The organism is Burkholderia cepacia (assembly GCF_029962485.1).
GTDB lineage: Bacteria > Pseudomonadota > Gammaproteobacteria > Burkholderiales > Burkholderiaceae > Burkholderia.
In genome coordinates this window covers 2,365,169-2,383,377 of record NZ_CP073638.1, presented here as the reverse complement: position 1 = coordinate 2,383,377, position 18,209 = coordinate 2,365,169, and the positions used below count along the sequence as shown (strand labels likewise).

General features: G+C 68.2%; 16 protein-coding genes. 7 read left to right on the top strand and 9 right to left on the bottom strand.

The genetic code is table 11. From position 1 onward, the window contains the following. Positions 1-469 precede the first annotated feature (469 nt). The 3 genes from KEC55_RS27150 to KEC55_RS27140 all read left to right on the top strand — a co-directional run bounded on the left by KEC55_RS27150 (position 470) and on the right by KEC55_RS27140 (position 4,226). Positions 470-2,035 (top strand): sensor domain-containing diguanylate cyclase, encoded by a 1,566-nt coding sequence (locus tag KEC55_RS27150; protein WP_282508185.1) that lies wholly within the window; start codon positions 470-472, stop codon positions 2,033-2,035. 131 nt (positions 2,036-2,166) lie between these two features. Further along, the gene (locus tag KEC55_RS27145; RefSeq protein WP_282508184.1) at positions 2,167-3,549 is read left to right on the top strand and encodes a cache domain-containing protein; all 1,383 of its coding nucleotides are present in this window, start codon (positions 2,167-2,169) and stop codon (positions 3,547-3,549) included. Between the two features lie 32 nt (positions 3,550-3,581). After that, the gene (locus KEC55_RS27140; protein WP_282508182.1) at positions 3,582-4,226 is read left to right on the top strand and encodes a response regulator; all 645 of its coding nucleotides are present in this window, start codon (positions 3,582-3,584) and stop codon (positions 4,224-4,226) included. A gap of 210 nt (positions 4,227-4,436) precedes the next feature. Here KEC55_RS27140 and KEC55_RS27135 read toward each other — a convergent pair whose 3' ends face one another. After that, positions 4,437-5,033, bottom strand: a complete 597-nt coding sequence (locus KEC55_RS27135) for an MlaC/ttg2D family ABC transporter substrate-binding protein (protein WP_166955807.1) — start codon at positions 5,031-5,033, stop codon at positions 4,437-4,439. Between the two features lie 310 nt (positions 5,034-5,343). Here KEC55_RS27135 and KEC55_RS27130 point away from each other — a divergent pair, with 310 nt between their 5' ends. The 3 genes from KEC55_RS27130 to KEC55_RS27120 all read left to right on the top strand — a co-directional run bounded on the left by KEC55_RS27130 (position 5,344) and on the right by KEC55_RS27120 (position 9,424). Next, the gene (locus KEC55_RS27130; RefSeq protein ID WP_282508178.1) at positions 5,344-7,977 is read left to right on the top strand and encodes an MMPL family transporter; all 2,634 of its coding nucleotides are present in this window, start codon (positions 5,344-5,346) and stop codon (positions 7,975-7,977) included. Beyond that, the gene (locus tag KEC55_RS27125; RefSeq protein WP_282508177.1) at positions 7,970-8,965 is read left to right on the top strand and encodes an MlaA family lipoprotein; all 996 of its coding nucleotides are present in this window, start codon (positions 7,970-7,972) and stop codon (positions 8,963-8,965) included. Before KEC55_RS27130 ends, KEC55_RS27125 begins: the two co-directional genes overlap by 8 nt. A gap of 219 nt (positions 8,966-9,184) precedes the next feature. After that, positions 9,185-9,424 (top strand): hypothetical protein, encoded by a 240-nt coding sequence (locus tag KEC55_RS27120; RefSeq protein WP_282508176.1) that lies wholly within the window; start codon positions 9,185-9,187, stop codon positions 9,422-9,424. Positions 9,425-9,574: 150 nt separating this feature from the next. On the opposite strand, the gene KEC55_RS27115 is transcribed toward KEC55_RS27120, so the two are convergent. The 5 genes from KEC55_RS27115 to KEC55_RS27095 all read right to left on the bottom strand — a co-directional run bounded on the left by KEC55_RS27115 (position 9,575) and on the right by KEC55_RS27095 (position 14,987). Then, positions 9,575-10,282 carry a phosphorylase gene (locus KEC55_RS27115; protein ID WP_282508175.1) on the bottom strand — a complete coding sequence of 236 codons (708 nt, stop codon included), beginning with the start codon at positions 10,280-10,282 and terminating at the stop codon, positions 9,575-9,577. Positions 10,283-10,284: 2 nt separating this feature from the next. Further along, entirely contained in the window at positions 10,285-12,258 is a 1,974-nt protein-coding gene (gene shc, locus KEC55_RS27110; protein ID WP_282508174.1) for a squalene--hopene cyclase, read from the bottom strand. Positions 12,259-12,269: 11 nt separating this feature from the next. Further along, positions 12,270-13,523: a hydroxysqualene dehydroxylase HpnE gene (gene hpnE / locus KEC55_RS27105; RefSeq protein WP_282508173.1), complete on the bottom strand. Its 1,254-nt coding sequence runs from the start codon at positions 13,521-13,523 to the stop codon at positions 12,270-12,272. Positions 13,524-13,536: 13 nt separating this feature from the next. Next, positions 13,537-14,385, bottom strand: coding sequence for a presqualene diphosphate synthase HpnD (gene hpnD, locus KEC55_RS27100; RefSeq protein WP_282508172.1), 849 nt, complete (start codon positions 14,383-14,385; stop codon positions 13,537-13,539). Positions 14,386-14,654: 269 nt separating this feature from the next. Then, on the bottom strand, positions 14,655-14,987 hold the full coding sequence (locus tag KEC55_RS27095; RefSeq protein WP_282508171.1) for a hypothetical protein: 333 nt from the start codon (positions 14,985-14,987) through the stop codon (positions 14,655-14,657). A 191-nt stretch (positions 14,988-15,178) separates the two neighbouring features. Between KEC55_RS27095 and KEC55_RS27090 the strand changes: the two genes are divergently transcribed. Next, complete coding sequence (locus KEC55_RS27090) at positions 15,179-16,063, top strand: alpha/beta fold hydrolase (protein WP_282508170.1); 885 nt, start codon at positions 15,179-15,181, stop codon at positions 16,061-16,063. 16 nt (positions 16,064-16,079) lie between these two features. On the opposite strand, the gene KEC55_RS27085 is transcribed toward KEC55_RS27090, so the two are convergent. From KEC55_RS27085 to KEC55_RS27075, 3 genes are read right to left on the bottom strand one after another with little or no spacing between them, the layout of a single operon-like run. Further along, on the bottom strand, positions 16,080-17,018 hold the full coding sequence (locus KEC55_RS27085) for a GGDEF domain-containing protein (protein WP_282508169.1): 939 nt from the start codon (positions 17,016-17,018) through the stop codon (positions 16,080-16,082). Further along, positions 17,015-17,641: a chemotaxis protein CheC gene (locus tag KEC55_RS27080; RefSeq protein ID WP_176047832.1), complete on the bottom strand. Its 627-nt coding sequence runs from the start codon at positions 17,639-17,641 to the stop codon at positions 17,015-17,017. Before KEC55_RS27080 ends, KEC55_RS27085 begins: the two co-directional genes overlap by 4 nt. After that, entirely contained in the window at positions 17,634-18,002 is a 369-nt protein-coding gene (locus tag KEC55_RS27075) for a response regulator (protein ID WP_034187557.1), read from the bottom strand. Before KEC55_RS27075 ends, KEC55_RS27080 begins: the two co-directional genes overlap by 8 nt. Positions 18,003-18,209: the final 207 nt, after the last annotated feature.

The following is an 18,209-nucleotide window of genomic DNA, read 5'->3' as shown; positions in this document are numbered from 1 at the left end:
AAATCGTCCGTTGAATCCGATAATCGGTACGTATCACGCGCATTCAAGTTTCGCGCGCGCCCGCCGTTAAACCGGCGGAATCGCCGGCCATGCGCGGCGCGGATGCGTCCGCCAGACCGCAAAGCCTTACGCTGCAACGCTCTGACCGATATTTGCAAGTCCGGGAATTCACGGTAATTTGATCCGGATCAACGGGTCGCAACATTTTCCGCGCACGCGGACACGCGCGTTATACTCCGTTGAATCCGCGCCGCCCGATTCGCCTGATCGTCGAATCACGGCAGATGTCGCCGGTGAATCGTTGATTTACCGGTTTATCTGGCCGCGATTGCCGATAATCGGTGCCCATTTTCTCCGCCGAAAGGCGGGGAGGCGCCGGAGGGGCCGCGCACCGGATCGCCGCCGACACGTCATACAAACAATCGCATCGGCCCGCCGCCTGGCGACGATGCCCATCGATCCTCGGACCATGGCAGAAACCGACTACGCAATGCCCAGCGAATCCGGCCTGACGAGCCGTGTCGCCGCTCATTTGCGCAGGTTCCTGCTGCCGCACCTGATCTTCTATACCGGGCTGCTGATCGCGCTGCTCCTGCTGCTGCTGTGCGGGATCGTGCTGTACGAAGGCCGCATCGACGCACGCGACCGCTCGGCCGCAATGCAGCAAAACCTTGCGCTGATGGCGTCGTGGGACATCGAGCGCAACATCGAGATCTATTCGCTGTCGCTGCAGGCCGTCGTCGAAGGCGAAAACGACCCCGAAGTCGTCAAGCTGCCGATGTCGCTGCGCCGCCAGGTGCTGTTCGACCGCGCGACGACGGCCAAGTACCTCGGCGGCATCTACGTGCTCAATGCAAAGGGCGACATCTCGGTCGACGGCAAGAGCGACGTGCCGCGCAAGGCCAACTTCGCCAACGAACCGTACTTCGCCGTGCACCGCGACCACCCCGACGTCGGCCTGTACGTCAGCCCGCCGTATCATTCGCGGCTGCGCGACGGCTCGCCGAGCGTCGCGCTCAGCCGGCGGATCACGAAACCCGACGGGTCGTTCGGCGGTGTCGCGGTGATGTCGATCCGGCTCGAATATTTCCAGAATTTGTTCTCGCGGCTGTCGCTCGGCGATCGCGGCTCGATCGCGCTGATCAATACGGCCGGCCAGATGCTCGCGCGCGAGCCGTACGACCCCAAGATCGTTGGCCGCGACATCAGCCATGCCAGCACGTTCCGGCACTTCATGACGGCCAACGAAGGCAGCTTCGCCGACACCGCGTCGATCGACGGCGTGCGGCGCCTGTACGTGTTCCGGCACCTCGAGCACCTGCCGCTCATCATCATGGTCGCGCGCTCGGAAGCGGACACCTACGCCGCGTGGTACGACCGCGCGATCCCGATCGGCTCCGCGATGGCCGCGCTCGCGATCGGCTTCGTCGGCCTGTCGCTGCTGCTCGACGTGCAGTTGCGCAAGCGCCACCGCGCGGAAACCGAATTGCAGGCACTCGCGCGCACCGACGGCCTGACGGGCCTCGACAACCGCCGGATGCTCGATGTCACGCTCGCGCGTGAATGGCGCCGCGCCGCCCGTTCGCAGCACGCGCTGTCGCTGCTGTTCATCGACGTCGATTACTTCAAGCGCTACAACGACACGCAGGGCCACCAGGCCGGCGACGACGCGCTCGCCGCGGTCGGTCACTGCATCGCCGGCTGCCTGCGCCGCCCGGCCGACTATGCGGCGCGCTACGGCGGCGAAGAGTTCGTCGTCGTGCTGCCCGACATCGACACGGACGGCGCGGTGACGATCGCCGAAACGATCCGCACGGGCATCCTCGATCTCGGCATCCGGCATGACGCGGGCACGGTCGGCCGCCTGACCGTGAGCATCGGCGTGACGACGAGCTATCCCGAATGCGACGACGACATGCAGGGCGCGCTGAAGCTCGCCGACGACGCGCTATATCGCGCGAAGGAAGCCGGGCGCAATCGCATCGTCGTGCAGACGGCCGCGTCCGCCAGCCATCTCGAATCGCGCCGGGCCTGAGCGCCGGGCGCCCGGGCCGCTGCCGCCCGCGCGCAAAATCGCCGACAATGTCGGCTCGATACGCCACCGCGCCGCCGCGCGGCTGACGCGCCCGGCCGGCCCGCGCCGGCACGCGGCCGCCTCGTACCACCATGAGACTCAAGGCAAAGATCTTCCTTCTGGCCATCGTGCCGTTCCTGCTCGCGATCGCCGGCATCGGCTTCGGCGTGCGCCAGCAGGCGACGTCGCTCGCGCGCACGCAGCACGCGACGATCCAGGCCGCGTACCTGTCGAGCAAGGAAGTCGAGCTGAAGCACTACGTCGAGCTCGCGACGAGCGCGATCATGCCGCTCTACGACGCGAGCGGCCGCAACGCGCGTGACGACGCGCTGCTGCGCACGCAGGCGCTCGCGATGCTGCAGAAAATGGATTTCGGCCCGGACGGCTATTTCTTCGTGTATGACCTGCACGGCAATTCGCTGATGCATCCGCGCGAGCCCGAGCGCGTCGGCCACAACTACTGGACGATGCGCGACCCGCAGGGCGCGCTGACGATCCAGAAGCTGATCGGCGCGGCGTCGAGCGGCGGCGGCTACGTGCGCTACGCATGGCAGCGGCCGTCGACGGGCCGCGTCGCGCCCAAGCTCGGCTACGTCGTCGCGCTCGAACGCTGGGGCTGGATGGTCGGCACCGGCATCTATCTCGACGACGTCGACACCGCGCTGCAACGCATCGACGCGCGCGCTTCCGCGAACATCGAACGCACGATGAGCTGGCTCACCGCGATCGCCCTGACCGGCGCGGCGGCGATCGCCGTGTGCGCGCTGGTACTGAACGTCAGCGAGTCGCGCAGCGCCGACGCGAAGCTCAAGCTGCTCGCGCAGCGCGTCGTCGAATCGCAGGAGCAGGAACGTGCGCGGCTGTCGCGCGAACTGCACGACGGGATCAGCCAGATGATGGTGTCCGCGAAGCTGATGCTCGAATCCGCGCTCGCGCGCTTCGAGCGCGGCGCGGCGCGTGTGCCCGAAGCCGAGCAGGCGCTCGCGACGAGTGTCGGGCGGCTCGGCGACACGCTGCGCGAAGTGCGACGCATCTCGCATGCGTTGCGTCCGTCGATGCTCGACGATCTCGGCCTCGCGGCCGCGCTCGAACAGCTCGTGCGCGAACTCGGCGCGGAAAGCGGCATCGACATCGGCTATACGCAGGTCGCGCACAGCGGCGCGCGGCCGCTGCCCGAGGCCGTGAACACCGCGCTGTTCCGGATCGCGCAGGAAGCGTTGAGCAACATCGTGCATCATGCGCAGGCGTCGCGCGCGGCCGTCACGCTCGACGTCGGCGCGCACGCCGTCACGCTCACCATCGCCGACAACGGCTGCGGCTTCGACGCCGAACGCTCGCAGGCCGACGCGCGCCGCGGCATCGGCCTGCGCAACATGCGCGAGCGCCTCGACGCGCTCGGCGGCGTGCTGACGATCGCGTCGCAGGTCGGCCACACGATCGTCGCCGCGCGCGTGCCGCTGCGCGGCGCGGCGTGACGACACGCACCATAACAGGAGACCTTTCACGCATGAGCGCCCCCGACACCGCCCGGCCTGCCGCCCGACTGCTGCTCGTCGACGATCATCCGCTCGTGCGCGACGGCTTGCGGATGCGGCTCGAAGCAGCCGACCTGTCGGTGGTCGGCGAGGCCGGCAACGCCGACGAGGCGCTCGCGCTCGCCGCGTCGCTCGAACCCGATCTCGCGTTGATGGACGTCGGCATGAACGGGATGAACGGCATCACGCTTGCGGGCGTGTTCCACGATCGGTTTCCGGGCATCCGCGTGCTGATGCTGTCGATGCACGACAACACCGAATACGTGACGCAGGCCGTGCGCGCCGGCGCGAGCGGCTACCTGCTGAAGGATTCGCCCGCGAGCGAGATCGTCCGCGCGATCGGCGCGGTGCTGGCCGGGCAGACGTTCTTCAGCGAAGGGCTCGCCGCGCGGATGATCCAGGCGAGCGCGACCGCGTCGCCGCTGGACCGGCTGACGCCGCGCGAACGCGACATCCTCGATACGCTGGCGCAAGGGCTGTCGAGCAAGCAGATCGCGCAGCAGACGGGGTTATCGGTGCGCACGGTGGAAACGCACCGGCTCAACCTGAAGCGCAAGCTGGAGATCGAAGGGCAGGCCGAGCTGATCAAGTTCGCGGTCGAGCATCGGCGAAGGTAGGTCGGTACGTCGCGTCATTCCGGGCGGGAAGACGTCACGCGCGTCATCGCGGCACGATCAGACCGCTTGCGCGTTTCACGCTGCATGGCGAGCATCGCCGCAACCACCATAGCTCGGCGTCGGCGCATCACGCGCAACCAGCACGCAGCCATGAAAAAGGGCGCCCGAGGGCGCCCTTCATGCATCCGGACCGCGGCCTTGCAACGCCCGTCAGTTCGTCCGCGAATTGTGCTTCTGCAGGTACGCGATCAGGCCGTCGATCCCGCCCGACGCCAGTTGGCTCTTGAACTGCCCCTGGTAGACCTGGATCAGCCACGCACCCGACATGTCGATGTCGTAGATCTTCCAGTCGTTGCCGACCTTGCCGAGACGATAGCCGACCGACTGGCTGTCGCCCGGCGTCGAGACCGTCGACTGCACGAGCGCGTCGGCGCCCGACGCGCCGCCGGCCTTGAACGAGAACTTCGCGTCCTGGCTGCCGAGCTGCGCGAGCGACGCGGCGTAGGTGCGCGTCATCAGCAGCTTGAACTGCTTGTACAGCTCCTGCTGCTGTTGCGGCGTGGCCTGCTTCCATGCGTCGCCGACCGCGATGCGGGTCGTGCGTTCGAAGTTGGTCGCGGGCAGGAAGCGCTGCTCGACGACCTGCGTGACCTTCGCCATATCACCGCCGCGCGCGGCCGGATCGGCCTTCATCGCGGTGACGGTGCCCTCGACCGCATTGCGGACGATGTCGACCGGCGCGCTCTGCGCGAAAGCGGAAACCGACACGGCGGCGGCCGCGACGAAAGCAAACAGATGACGTTTCATACGGATATCGCACTCGGTGAGAAAAAACGACCGGCTCTTTGCATCGGCCGGTGAAGCCAAGTATACCGGGCCTGACGCCCGGTTGCCGCACGGTGACCGACTGTTACCTTTCAGCTTCATTTGTCACACGCAACGCAGCCCCGCGCCGACTATGTAAATATCCCCATACAAATGAACCGGTCACGGGTACCGATTCCACCACCGCAAACAAATCTCCTTCCCGCCCCGAAACCCCCATCGTCACGACCGCCGCCACGCCGCGCCGGTATACTTGACTACTTTGCCCTTGCCAGCCGCTCCCCACCGCCACATGGTGACATCTCTCATCGTCCGACTCGTTGCATGGTCGGTGCGCCGCCCCGTCTGGGTCGTCGTCCTGTCGCTCGTCATCGCCGCGCTCAGCGGCGTCTATGTCGCGCAGCATTTCAAGATCAACACCGACATCAGCAAACTCGTCGATGCGGAGCCCCAATGGGCCGCGCTCGGCGAGGCCGTCGACAAGGCGTTCCCGCAACGCAACGGCACGATCCTCGCGGTCGTCGAGGCGCCTGCGCCCGAGTTCGCGAACGCCGCCGCGCATGCGCTGACCGAAGCGCTGCAGAAGGATGCCGAAGCCGGCCGCATCGGCCAGGTTGCCGAGCCCGGCGGCGGGCCGTTCTTCGAGCACAACGGCTTGCTGTTCCTGTCGCCGCAGGAAGTCTCCGATACAACGTCGCAGCTCGCGAGCGCGCGCCCGCTCGTCAACGAACTCGCGAAGAATCCGAGCCTCACCGGGCTCGCCACCACACTGGCCACCACGCTCGGCCAGCCGCTGCTGACCGGCCAGGTGAAACTGCCGACGATGGCCAAGCTGCTCGCGCGCAGCGCGGCGACGGTCGACGACGTGCTGGCCGGCAAGCCGGCCGCGTTCTCGTGGCGCGCGCTGGTCGACAGCGATGCCGCGCGGCAGCCCGCGCGCGCGTTCGTCACCGTGCAGCCGGTGGTCAACTACGGCGCGCTGAAGGCCGGCGCGGAGACAAGCCAGGTGATCCGCGACGCGGCGCGTTCGCTCGACCTCGAGAAGCGCTACGGCGCGGCCGTGCGCCTGACCGGCGAACAGCCGCTCGCCGACGACGAATTCGCGTCGGTCGAGGACGGCGCCGCGCTCAACGGCGCGCTCACGCTGCTCGCCGTGCTCGTGATCCTGTGGCTGGCACTGCGCTCGAAGCGGATGATCGGCTCGGTGCTCGTCACGCTGTTCGTCGGCCTCGTGGTGACCGCGGCGCTCGGCCTCGCGATGGTCGGCTCGCTGAACATGATCTCGGTCGCGTTCATGGTGCTGTTCGTCGGCCTCGGCGTCGACTTCTCGATCCAGTACGGTGTGAAGTACCGCGAGGAACGCTTCCGCGATCCGCGCATCGACCACGCGCTGATCGGCGCCGCGCACTCGATGGGCATGCCGCTCGCGCTGGCCACCGCGGCCGTCGCCGCGAGCTTCTTCTCGTTCATCCCCACCGCGTATCGCGGCGTGTCCGAGCTCGGGCTGATCGCGGGCGTCGGGATGTTCGTCGCACTGCTGACCACGCTCACGCTGCTGCCCGCGCTGCTGCGCCTGTTCGCGCCGCCGGGCGAATCGAAGACGCCGGGCTTCCCGTGGCTCGCGCCGGTCGACGACTACCTCGATCGCCATCGCAAGCCGATCCTGATCGGCACGCTCGTCGTCGTGATCGGCGCGCTGCCGCTGCTCGCGTTCCTGCGCTTCGACTTCAACCCGCTGCACCTGAAGGATCCGAACAGCGAATCGATGGCGACGCTGCTCGCGCTGAAGGATTCGCCGGAAGCGGCGGTCAACGACGTCACAATGCTCGCGCCGTCGCTCGCCGAAGCCGATGCGGCCGCGAAGCGCCTCGACGCGCTGCCCGAAGTCGGCCGCACGACCACGCTGTCGACCTTCATCCCCGCCGACCAGCCGGCCAAGCGCGCGGCGATCGCTGCCGCCGCGAGCGACCTGCTGCCCGCGCTGACGCAACCGGCCGCACCGCCCGCGACCGATGCGCAGCGCGTCGCCGCGCTCAAGCGCGTGTCGGACCTGCTGAGCTACGCGGCCGAAGATCACCCGGGCCCGGGCGCAGCGGCCGCGCAGCACCTGTCCGCATCGCTCGCGAAGCTCGCGGCCGCCGACAGCGCGACGCGCGACCGCGCCGAGCGCGCGTTCGGCGAAACACTGCGCATCGCGCTCAACCAGCTCGCATCGCTGCTGCAGCCGCAGGACATCACGCGCGAAACGCTGCCGCCGCAACTCGTGCGCGACTGGGTCGCGCCGGACGGCCACGCGCTCGTGCAGATCTCGCCGAAGGTGCCGAAGGGCGTCGACCCGAACGACGACACGATGCTGCGCCGTTTCGCGAAAACGGTGAAGGCCGCGGAACCGGGCGCGACCGGCGGGCCGATCTCGATCCTGCATTCGGCCGATACGATCATCAACGCGTTCCTGCATGCCGCGCTGTGGTCGATCATCTCGATCACGATCCTGCTGTGGATCACGCTGCGCCGCTTCGGCGACGTGCTGCGCACGCTGGTGCCGCTGCTCGTGTCGGGCGTCGTGACGCTCGAGATGTGCGTCGTGCTCGGCATGCCGCTCAACTTCGCGAACATCATCGCGCTGCCGCTGATGCTCGGCGTCGGCGTCGCGTTCAAGGTGTATTTCGTGATGGCGTGGCGCGCGGGGCAGACGGGGTTGCTGCACTCGAGCCTCACGCATGCCGTGCTGTTCAGCGCCGCGACGACGGCAACTGCATTCGGCAGCCTGTGGCTGTCGCACCATCCGGGCACATCGAGCATGGGCAAACTGCTCGCGCTGGCCCTGACCTGCACGCTAATCGGCGCCGTGGTGTTCCAGCCCGTCCTGATGGGCAAACCGCGCGTCAAACGCGCCAAGAACCAATCGCAAGGAATCAATGAATAAGGTGCGAATCATTGCGGCGACCGTCGCCGCCAGCGCGATGCTGTCCGGCTGCGCGACGGGACCGAACCGCAATCCCAACGACCCGCTCGAGCCGATGAACCGGGCGATGTACACGTTCAACGACACGGTCGACACGAACATCGCCCAGCCGATCGCGAAGGGGTACCAGAAGATCACGCCGACGCCCGTGCGGACCGCGATCAGCAACTTCTTCTCGAACCTCGGCGATCTCGGCAACATGGCGAACAACCTGCTGCAGTTGCGCATCACCGATGCGACGCAGGATCTGATGCGCGTGGCGATGAACTCGCTGTTCGGCGTCGCCGGCCTGATCGACATCGCGACGCCGGCCGGGCTGCCGAAGCACCACCAGGATTTCGGGCTGACGATGGCGCGCTGGGGCGTGCCGTCCGGCCCGTACCTCGTGCTGCCCGTGTTCGGGCCGAGTACGATCCGCGATGGCGTCGGCCGCGCGGTGGACGTGCGCTTCAACCTGCTGAACTACATCGAGCCGGCCGCGCGCAACCCGATGTACATCGCGCAGTTCATCAGCGCGCGCTCCGACCTGCTCGGCGCGACCGACCTGCTGAAGCAGGCCGCGCTCGATCCGTATTCGTTCGTGCGCGACGCGTACCTGCAGCAGCGCAAGTCGCTGACGTACCGCAGCCAGTCGTCGTCGGCCGCGCTGCCGACCTACAACGAACCGGGTGAGCCGGGCGCCGCGCCAGCCGCGACGCCGGCCGTGCCGGGGCTGCCGAACTACGAGGATCCGGGCGACTCGGGCGGCGCATCGGGCGCGACGCCGAACAACGCGCCGGCCGCGCCGGGGTTGCCGCAGTACGACGATCCGGGTGCGGACAATGCGATGCCCGCCAGTGCGCCTGCTGCCGCACCGGCCGCGGCGTCGGCAGCCGTGCCGGCGGCGTCCGGTTCAGCGGCCGTGCCGGCCACGCCGGCCGCACCTGCAAGCAGTCCGGCCGCGCAGTAACGCCGCAACGGCGGCCGCGCAAAGACAAAGAGCGCTGCATCATGCAGCGCTCTTTTTTTGTCCGTACGATCCGTGCCGCCCGCGAATGCCATGCCCGCTGAAGACTTGCGCGGCCGGATTTAAGATGTCGCATGCGCTGTCGCGAGACGCGCCGGCCGCTGAACGACGCATCGCGCTCGCGCAATCGACCCCACATCCCGTCAACCCTTTCCATTGAACATGAACAACACGCACCAATACTGGTTCCTCGCCAAGGAGCATGGCTGGGGGTGGGGGGTTCCGGTTCTGTGGCAAGGCTGGGTAGTGATGCTCGTCTACATCGCATCGCTGGTCGTCGTCGGCAACGTGTTTCGTCCCGACCGCCGCCCCTGGGCATTCTTCTCCGCAGTCATGCTGCTCAGTGCGCTGCTCGTTCTGGTCACGTGGGCAACGGGTGAGCCGCCGCACTGGCGTTCGTAGGAGGCGTCGCGAACGCGGCAGCGTCACGCGCCGTCATTGCGCAAGGGCGAGAGGAGACCGGAAGCGGTCGGATGCGAGGTCACGTCGCACACGCAATGCCTGCGTGCGCAACGAACCCGAAAGAGGGGAGGGAAAAGCGGCGCAAGCCGCTCAGACGACCCGCATTGCGCCCGTACGCTCGAACGCGTGGCGCGCCTGGATCAGCGTGGTGCGTGCCGCGCGCGCGTCGCTTGCGACCTGCAGCAGCGGGCCGAGCTGCGACGGCTGCTTCAGCAATTCACGCAGGATCGGCAGGATCGCCGTGCTGCCGTCGTCGCGCAGGCCGGCGGTCGCCGCGCGCGGCAGCGTGCGCCACGCCGGATCGACGATCGCGCGGCACACCGCAAACGGCACGCCGCGCGCCGCCGCGAAGGCCGCCGCGATGTGCGACTCCATGTCGACGGCCAGCGCGCCCTTCGCATGATGCAACGACGCCTTCTCCTGTTCGCTGACGACCGGCGCACCGACGGCCGCGATCGTGCCACGCGTGACGCGCGCCCACACCGGCGTGTCGTGCAGCGAGGCGACGAGCCGCGTGCTCCACCCCGCATCGGTCTCCACGCGGCCGAACGGCCCGTCGATCGCGCTCGCGATCACGAGCGCGCCAGGCGCCAGATCGGGCGAAAGCCCGCCCGCCGTGCCGAAGCTGACGATGCCCGCGCAGCCGCGTGCGGTCGCGTCTGCCAGCGCGCGTTCGAGCCGGTCGGCGCGCGCAGCGAACACGGCCTCGACGCCATTACCGCGCGCGATGCGCGCCTCGAACGCCATCCCCGTCACCGCGATGACGGGCAATGCGCCGTTGTGTCGTGATACGCCCACCGTTACATCCCGACCGTGACGCGCGTCGCGTTGTCGCGCTTCAGGTTGCGGTAGCGCGCCAGCGCCCACAGCGGGAAGAACTTGCGATAGCCGTGGTAGCGCAGGTAGAACACGCGCGGGAAGCCCGTCGCCGTGAAGCGCGTCTCGTCCCACAGGCCTTCTTCGTTCTGCTGGGCGATCAGGTAGTCGACGCCGCGCGCCACGGCCGGGTTGTTCACTTCGCCGGCCGCCATCAGGCCGAGCAGCGCCCAGGCCGTCTGCGACGCCGTGCTCGGCGCCTGCTCGAAGCCGCGGTAGTTCAGCTTGTAGCTGTCGCCGTCCTCACCCCAGCCGCCGTCCTTGTTCTGGATCGACAGCAGCCACTGCGCGCCGCGCTTCATGCGCGGATCGTCCGGCGTCAGGCCGGCCGCGTTCAGCGAGCACAGCGCCGTCCACGTGCCGTACACGTAGTTCATCCCCCAGCGGCCATACCAGCTGCCGTCCGGCTCCTGTTCCTTCAGCATGTAGTCGAGCGCGCGGCGGGCCGGCTCGCTGTTCAGCGGCGTCTCGCCGAGCTGCGACAGCATCGACAGGCAGCGGCCCGACACGTCGGACGTCGGCGGATCGAGCAGCGCACCGTGATCGGAGAACGGGATGTTGTTCAGGTAGTACTGCGTGTTTTCCGGTTCGAACGCACCCCAGCCGCCGTCACTGCTCTGCATGCCGACGACCCATTCGCGCGCACGCGCCATCGAATCGCGATACGTGTCCGACTGCTTGAGCTTCTGCGCGCGATCCATCGCCATCACGACCACGGCCGTATCGTCGACGTCCGGGTAGTGTGCGTTCGCGTACTGGAACGCCCAGCCGCCGGGCCGCACGTGCGGACGGCGCGAGATCCAGTCGCCGCGCACGTCGAGGATCTGCAGCGGTCGCAGCCATTCGAGGCCGCGCAGCACGGCTTCTTCCGCGCGCGCATCGCCGGTCTCGAGCAGCGCGTGCGCGGCGAGCGACGTGTCCCACACCGGCGACAGGCACGGCTGGCAGTACGCTTCGTCCTCGTGCACGACGAGCAGCTTCTCGAGCGCCTTGCGCGCGATCGCACGGTTCGGATGATCTTCCGCGTAGCCGAGCACGTCGTACATCATCACCGCGTTGGCCATCGCCGGGTAGATCGCGCCGAGGCCGTCCTCGCCGTTCAGGCGCTCGTCGACGAACGACACGGCCTGACGGATCGCACGTTCGCGCGTGTAGCTCGGAAACAGGCCGTCGACCGCGCGCAGCGCATGGTCGACCACACGGAAGAATGCGAACCAGCCGGCGCTCTGGTGGCCCTGGCGCGGCAGCAGCCCGGCGTTGACGGGCGGATCGATGAACAATTCGTCGATACGCACGCCGCGCGGGTTCTTCGCGATCGGGCGCTTCGCGTTCAGCACGAGCAGCGGCACGATCACGGTACGCGCCCAGTACGACACCTTCGACAGGTGGAACGGGAACCACTGCGGCAGCAGCATGATCTCGACCGGCATCATCGGCACCGCGCGCCACGGAATCGCACCGTACAGCGCGAGCTGGATGCGCGTGAACACGTTCGACATCTCGGCGCCGCCCATCGCGTGGATCGCCTTGCGTGCGCGCTGCATGTGCTCGGCGTTCTCGTCGTCGCCGATCACCTTCAGCGCGAAATACGCCTTCACGCTCGCGCTGATGTTCGGCGCGCCGTCGGTGAACAGCGGCCAACCGCCGTCGGCTTGCTGGATGCGGCGCAGATATGTGCCGATCTTCTGTTCGAGCTCGAGGTTCGGCGTCTCGCCGAGATAGTGGACGAGCAGCACGTATTCGGCGGGAATCGTCGAATCGGCTTCGAGTTCGTAGACCCAGTGCCCGTCCGCTTGCTGCGCGGCCAGCAGCGCGTCGGTCGCACGTGCGACGGCCGCGTCGACGCCGGCCGGCGCGGTGCCGGCGGACAAGGTAGCCATTTCGGTGAGATCGTTCATCGGTCCCTCTCTTATTGTGTCTGGAGCACGTCCGCGGCCAGCTGGCCGGAGCGGATCGCGCCCTCGATCGTGGCGGGCAAGCCGGTGGCAATCCAGTCGCCCGCCAGCACAAGATTGGTCCAGCGCGTACGCACGGCCGGACGCTTCATTTCCTGCGACGGCACCGCCGCAAAGCCCGCGCGCGGCTCGACGACGAGCTGCCACGCGGGGATGGTTTCCGGGTTCGCGCCGGTCACGCGCGCGACGTCTTCCCAGATGCGCCGCGCGAGTGTGTCGCGCGGCATGTCGAGCCAGCGGCCCGCATCGCGGATCGTCGCCGCGAGCTGGCCGCCGCCGGTGCGCACCGCGTCGACGATGCCGTTGACGACGGTCGTCTGCTGCGGATTGCCGGCTGGCGATTCGACCGCGAAATATGCGGTCACGACCGCGCTGAACGTGTCGGGCGCGGTGAGTTCGGGCACGAGCGGCCGCGCGACCTCGGGCGGCACGGCCAGCACGACCGCGTCGCCCGGCGCGAGATCGATGCGCTCGCCGCCGACCGAAACCGCATCGACCGCGTTGCCGTGCGCGCCGAATTCGAATGCATCGAGCCGCGAATTCAGCCGGATCTGCGCACCGCCGTGCTGCAGCATCCGCAGCGCCGGTTCGACGAATGCGCTGCCGAGCCCGTGGCGCGCGACAAGCGGACGGCTGCCGGGGCCGCCCGCGGCAAACGTGCCGCACAGCGCGGCGCGTGCGAGTTCGGCGCTTGCGTGGCGCGGCTCGACGTTCAGCACACCGAGGAAATACGGCCGCAGCCAACGATCCCACAGCACGCCGTCGCATCGCATCGTCTGTGCGAGTGAGCGGCCCGTGCGCGCGACCGCGAGCGGCGCGAGCGCGAGATAGTCGAGCGGCGTCGTGCCCGGCGCGCGCGACGCGGCATCGAACAGCCACGACGGCCAGCGCCCGTTGCCGAAGCGCAATGTCCAGCGCTGCTGCGACGCGATGTCCACGACCGCGCATTCAGGCAACGCGGGCCCCGTGAGCTGATCGGCCGCGCCGATCGCGCGCAGGTAGCGCTGCGTCGCGGCTTGCCCCGCGAACACCGTGTGCAGCCCGCTGTCGAGCGTCGTGTTCAGCGTCCCGTCGAACCACGAGCGGCAGCGGCCGCCCGCAAGCGCGTGCGCATCGTGCAGCACGATGCGTCGCCCGCGACGTTGCAGCTCGACCGCGGCCGACAGGCCGGCAAGGCCGGCGCCGATCACGTGGACGGTTCTGGGCATCGACTCGGTCGACTCAGAACAGCGCGTAGCGCGCGGCGATCATCAGCATGCGCGCCTTCGGCTTGCGCAGCGGCGCGCGCGGGAAGGCAAAGCCGCGTGCGATCGCGGCTTCGAGAATGCAGCGATACGCGCCCGACATGATGCGCGGCGCCTTCACCTGCGCACGCGAGCAGGTATCCATCACGGCGTCGGCCTGGCGGAAGTGCTCGAGCGCGCGCTCGACCAGCGTCGCGCACACGCGCGGCAGCGCCGGATCGCGCACGATCGTCGCCGGATCGCTGATCGCGATGCCTTCGCGTGCGAGCAGCTCGCGCGGCAGGTAGCAGCGGTTGATCGCCGCGTCGTCGTCGATGTCACGCAGGATGTTCGTCAGCTGCAGTGCGCGGCCGAGGTGGTGCGACAGCTCGATCCCTTCGGCTTCCGGCATCCCGAAAATCCTCACCGACAGCCGGCCGGCGGCGCTCGCCACGCGATCGCAGAAGAGGTCGAGCGTCGGCTCGTCGGGCGCGCAGATGTCTTCGACGGCGTCCATCGCCATCCCGTCGATCATCGCGTGGAAATCGGCGCGCTGCAGGTTGAATGCGCGGATCTCGCGGTCGAGCGCAACCAGGTGGCGCGGCGGGCGGCCCGCGAAACACGCGTCGATGTCCGCGCGCCAGCGATCGAGGCCCGCGTTGCGCTCCGCGCGCGGCAGGTCGCTGTCGGCGATGTCGTCGACCGCGCGGCAAAACGCGTAGACCTGGAACATCGCGTCGCGCTGCACGGCCGGCAGGATGCGCATCGCCAAGTAGAAAGAACTGCCCGATGTGACGGCAGCGGCGTCGGTTTCTTGTTCGTCCACGACGGAATTGGAAACGGCCAAGACGAGCTCCACGGAGACACCCACGCGGGGCGATTGAAGAAGCCATGCCCGGCTGGGATGGTCAGGGTGTCAAATGCGTGCGAGATATGCGAACGATCGACGCAGACAGGCACAAATTACCGGCCGGAAGCCGGAATTGGGCGAAAGTATAGCAATCTTTGAAGTTCGATGGCGGACACGCGCCACGCCCGGCGGGGCGCCGGAGGCCGCCGGCAGCCCGGTACGGCCGGCCTCGGCGGGAACCGGCGCCGTGCGGCGCCGGCGGCGGGTCAGCCGTAAACGATGTCGCGCTGCAGATCGAGCGCAATGAGCCCCATTTCACGCGTGAGTTGCAGCATCGAGCGGCGTTCGAGGCGTGAGCCCATGAAGCTCGTCACGCGGCCGTCGGGCTCCGCGGTGAACTGGAACACCGCGCCGCCGGTGCCGAACCACGCGCCCGGCACGTCGGGCGATTCCTTCCAGTCGATCTGCTCGAACACGCGTGCGATGCCCGCTCGCACCAGGTCGCCCGGGCCGATCGGCGGCGCGATGTCGCCCAGGTCGTCGAGCGAATAGGGGCCGGGTTTGTCCGGCTTCCGGTAGAAGAGATAGTCGACGTTCATGGGGCGCAATCGCAGGCAAAGCAACAAGTTAGCGTGCTTCGGCACAAATTCAAATCAGATCCGGACGAAATGTTGCCTGCGCGAGACAAGAGGGACGGATCGCGACCGGCCACGCAACCACACCGTGCGTCCGCCTCTGGATACCGGCCGGTTCGTCTAAGATGACACCTTTCTCAAAAAATACGGACACCATGGAGACGAACGACACCGCCACCCCGCAGTCCGGCCATCCCGTTTTCGTGCTCGTGCACGGCGCCTGGCATGGCGCGTGGTGCTACGCGCACGTCGCGGCCGCGCTGGCCGCGCGCGGCCACCTGTCGATCGCGCGCGACCTGCCCGCGCACGGCATCAACGCCCGCTTTCCCGCGTCGTATCTCGCACGGCCGCTCGACAAGGATGCGTTCGGCGCCGAACCGTCGCCGGTCGCGAACACGACGCTCGACGACTACGCGACCCACGTGATGCAGGCCGTCGACGACGCCTATGCGCTCGGCCACGGCAAGGTCGTGCTCGTCGGGCACAGCATGGGCGGCCTCGCGATCACGGCGGCCGCCGAGCGCGCACCGGAGAAGATCGCGAAGATCGTCTATCTCTCGGCCTTCATGCCGGGCTCGGGCGTGCCGGGCCTCGACTACGTACGCGCGCCGGAGAACAAGGGCGAGATGCTCGGCCCGCTGATGCTCGCGAGTCCGCGCGTCGCCGGTGCGCTGCGCATCGACCCGCGCAGCGGCGATGCCGCGTATCGCGACACGATGAAGCGCGCGCTGTATGAAGACGTGCCGCAGGCCGACTTCGACGCCGTCGCGAACCTGATGACCTGCGACGTGCCGGCCGCGCCGTTCGCGACCGCGATCCCGACCACCGCCACGCGCTGGGGCGCGATCGACCGTCATTACATCAAGTGTCTCGAGGATCGCGTGATCCTGCCCGCGCTGCAGCAACGCTTCATCGACGAAGCCGACGCGCTCGCACCCGGCAACCCGACCCACGTGCACCAGCTCGACAGCAGCCATTCGCCGTTCATGTCGCAGCCGGCCGTGCTGGCCGGCGTGCTCGCCGACATCGCGAAAAGCTGAGCGCGGCGGGCGCGGTCTACGCGTAGGCCACCGAACGATCGCGCCCGAGCCGCTTCGCGCGATAGAGCGCGGCGTCGGCCTCGTTGACCAGCACGTCGCTGGTCGGCGCGCCCGTCTTCGCGCATGCACCGCCGACGCTCGCCGTCACCGGCACGCTGACGCCTTCTGCATCGACCGGCAGGCTGCCGATCGCGTCGCGCACCTTGTCGGCCACCAGCATCGCCTCGTCGAGATTCGTGCACGGCAGCAGCAGCGCGAATTCCTCGCCGCCGAAGCGGCCGAACGTATCCTGCGCGCGCACGATCGACGCGACGCGGCGCGCCGTCTCGCGCAGCACGGCGTCGCCGGCCGCATGGCCGAAGCGGTCGTTGATCGTCTTGAAGTGATCGAGATCGAACAGCAGCACCGACATGTCGCCGCCGTAACGCTGCCAGCGCGCGAATTCGTCGCCGAGCCGCGCCTCGAAGAAGCGCCGGTTCGCGATGCCGGTCAGCCCGTCGCGATTCGCGTGTTCGCGCAGCTTCGCGACGGCTTCCTCGCGCTCGCGCTGCATCACGCTCACGTGCGTGACGTCCGAGATCGTCACGCACACGGCCTCGACGTCACGGCCGCGCGTGAGCGGCATGAACGTGCAGTCCTGCTGCATGTAGTCGACGCCGCCGGTAATCGGCCGGTCGTGCTCGAAGCGGAACAGGTAGGGGCGCTGCTCCCATGAACTGAACGCGAAGCTGCCGAGCTGGAACACGCTCTCGAGCTTGCGCGACAGCCACGTGTGCGGCAGGTCCGGAAAGCAGTCGAACAGGTTGCGGCCGAGCACGTCGGCCGCCGGAACGCCGCTGTGATCCTGCATGAAGCGGTTCCACATCAGCACCGTCATCGAGCGGTCGAGCACGAACAGCCCGAAGCCGACCCGCTCGATCACGAGGTCGCTCAGCGACGGGGCGGCGGCCGTCATAGCGCGGACAGCAACGCGTCGAGCGCGTCGCCCATCAACCGGATCGAGTCCTCGGCCATCAGCATGACGAAGTGAGCGCGGAACGTGTGGTCCTCGAGCCCGAAATTCACTTCGAGCAGCAGCGCGACGCTCCACGCGAGCACGTTCGGCTCGAACACGTCGTCGAACGACACGTTCGCACCGAGCAACCCCGGCGGGAAGAACACGGGCTTGCGGCCGAGCTCGTCGAGGATCGATGCGACACACGCGCCCATCAGCACGTTCGCGACGTCGAACACGAGTTCGTCGGGCGTCGCCATCCCGCCATAGACGCCGTCGCCGAACGTGCGGTCGACGACCGACATGAGCCGCGCGACGCCCGACGTGCGGCACAGCACGATCGCTTCGCCCTTGATGTCGGAACGGAAGCCCTGGCGCACGGCGGTCACGTTGTCGTGAATGCCCGTCATCTCGCGCAGCGCGTTGCCCGCGTCCGCCGCTTGCACGACGCGCACGCGCGGCACCGACAATTCGATGAAGCGCCCGAGCAACAACGCAAGCCGCGCGGCGGCGCGGCCCATTGCAAGGTTGGCGATCTCCTGCAACGCGTCGCGTTGCTCCGCCGTGAACACCGATTCAGGCATACAACCCATACTCCTTGAGAATGGGCAGCAATGCCTCCGACGTCACGGGCTTGGCAACGAATGCGATCGCGCCCAATTCACGCACGCGTGCTTGCGCCTGCGGCTGGATATCGGCGGATACCACGATCACGAACGTGTTCAGATCTTCGTGGCGCAGTGTTTCCAGGACCTGATATCCGCTCATGTCGGGCATCGTCAGGTCCAGAAACATCACGGAAGCTTTGCCGTCACGATAGAGCGCCAAGGCCTCGCGACCATTCGCTGCATACGCGACTTCAACGTCCCAGTCTCCCGGCAGCGCCTTTGTCAGAAGTTTGCGAGCGAGCAGCGAATCGTCGGCAATTACAATCGGCAAAGGCATGGGGCGATGCGGTATACGGAATGGTCTCTCTCGCGTTAACGACCGCGCGGCGCACTTCTTTAGGGGCCATGCGTTCGGGCGCGGGCAACCGCCTTGCGGCCGTGCGCGGACGTCGCGACGCAGGTGCGCGCGACGCCCGCGCGGCGATCGCCGGCGGGCGCATATATCTGTCATAGGGAAAGCAAGGCGCGATTCTCGGAGTAAACC

What these genes read in the sequence shown, in the direction of transcription:
- KEC55_RS27120 (WP_282508176.1), top strand. Translation starts at nt 9,185, where the DNA reads ATGAACAACACGCACCAATACTGGTTCCTCGCCAAGGAGCATGGCTGG.
- KEC55_RS27140 (WP_282508182.1), top strand. Translation starts at nt 3,582, where the DNA reads ATGAGCGCCCCCGACACCGCCCGGCCTGCCGCCCGACTGCTGCTCGTC.
- KEC55_RS27075 (WP_034187557.1), bottom strand. Translation starts at nt 18,002, where the DNA reads ATGCCTTTGCCGATTGTAATTGCCGACGATTCGCTGCTCGCTCGCAAA.
- hpnE (WP_282508173.1), bottom strand. Translation starts at nt 13,523, where the DNA reads ATGCCCAGAACCGTCCACGTGATCGGCGCCGGCCTTGCCGGCCTGTCG.
- KEC55_RS27080 (WP_176047832.1), bottom strand. Translation starts at nt 17,641, where the DNA reads ATGCCTGAATCGGTGTTCACGGCGGAGCAACGCGACGCGTTGCAGGAG.
- KEC55_RS27150 (WP_282508185.1), top strand. Translation starts at nt 470, where the DNA reads ATGGCAGAAACCGACTACGCAATGCCCAGCGAATCCGGCCTGACGAGC.
- KEC55_RS27125 (WP_282508177.1), top strand. Translation starts at nt 7,970, where the DNA reads ATGAATAAGGTGCGAATCATTGCGGCGACCGTCGCCGCCAGCGCGATG.
- KEC55_RS27135 (WP_166955807.1), bottom strand. Translation starts at nt 5,033, where the DNA reads ATGAAACGTCATCTGTTTGCTTTCGTCGCGGCCGCCGCCGTGTCGGTT.
- KEC55_RS27130 (WP_282508178.1), top strand. Translation starts at nt 5,344, where the DNA reads ATGGTGACATCTCTCATCGTCCGACTCGTTGCATGGTCGGTGCGCCGC.
- KEC55_RS27145 (WP_282508184.1), top strand. Translation starts at nt 2,167, where the DNA reads ATGAGACTCAAGGCAAAGATCTTCCTTCTGGCCATCGTGCCGTTCCTG.
- KEC55_RS27085 (WP_282508169.1), bottom strand. Translation starts at nt 17,018, where the DNA reads ATGACGGCCGCCGCCCCGTCGCTGAGCGACCTCGTGATCGAGCGGGTC.
- shc (WP_282508174.1), bottom strand. Translation starts at nt 12,258, where the DNA reads ATGAACGATCTCACCGAAATGGCTACCTTGTCCGCCGGCACCGCGCCG.
- KEC55_RS27095 (WP_282508171.1), bottom strand. Translation starts at nt 14,987, where the DNA reads ATGAACGTCGACTATCTCTTCTACCGGAAGCCGGACAAACCCGGCCCC.
- KEC55_RS27090 (WP_282508170.1), top strand. Translation starts at nt 15,179, where the DNA reads ATGGAGACGAACGACACCGCCACCCCGCAGTCCGGCCATCCCGTTTTC.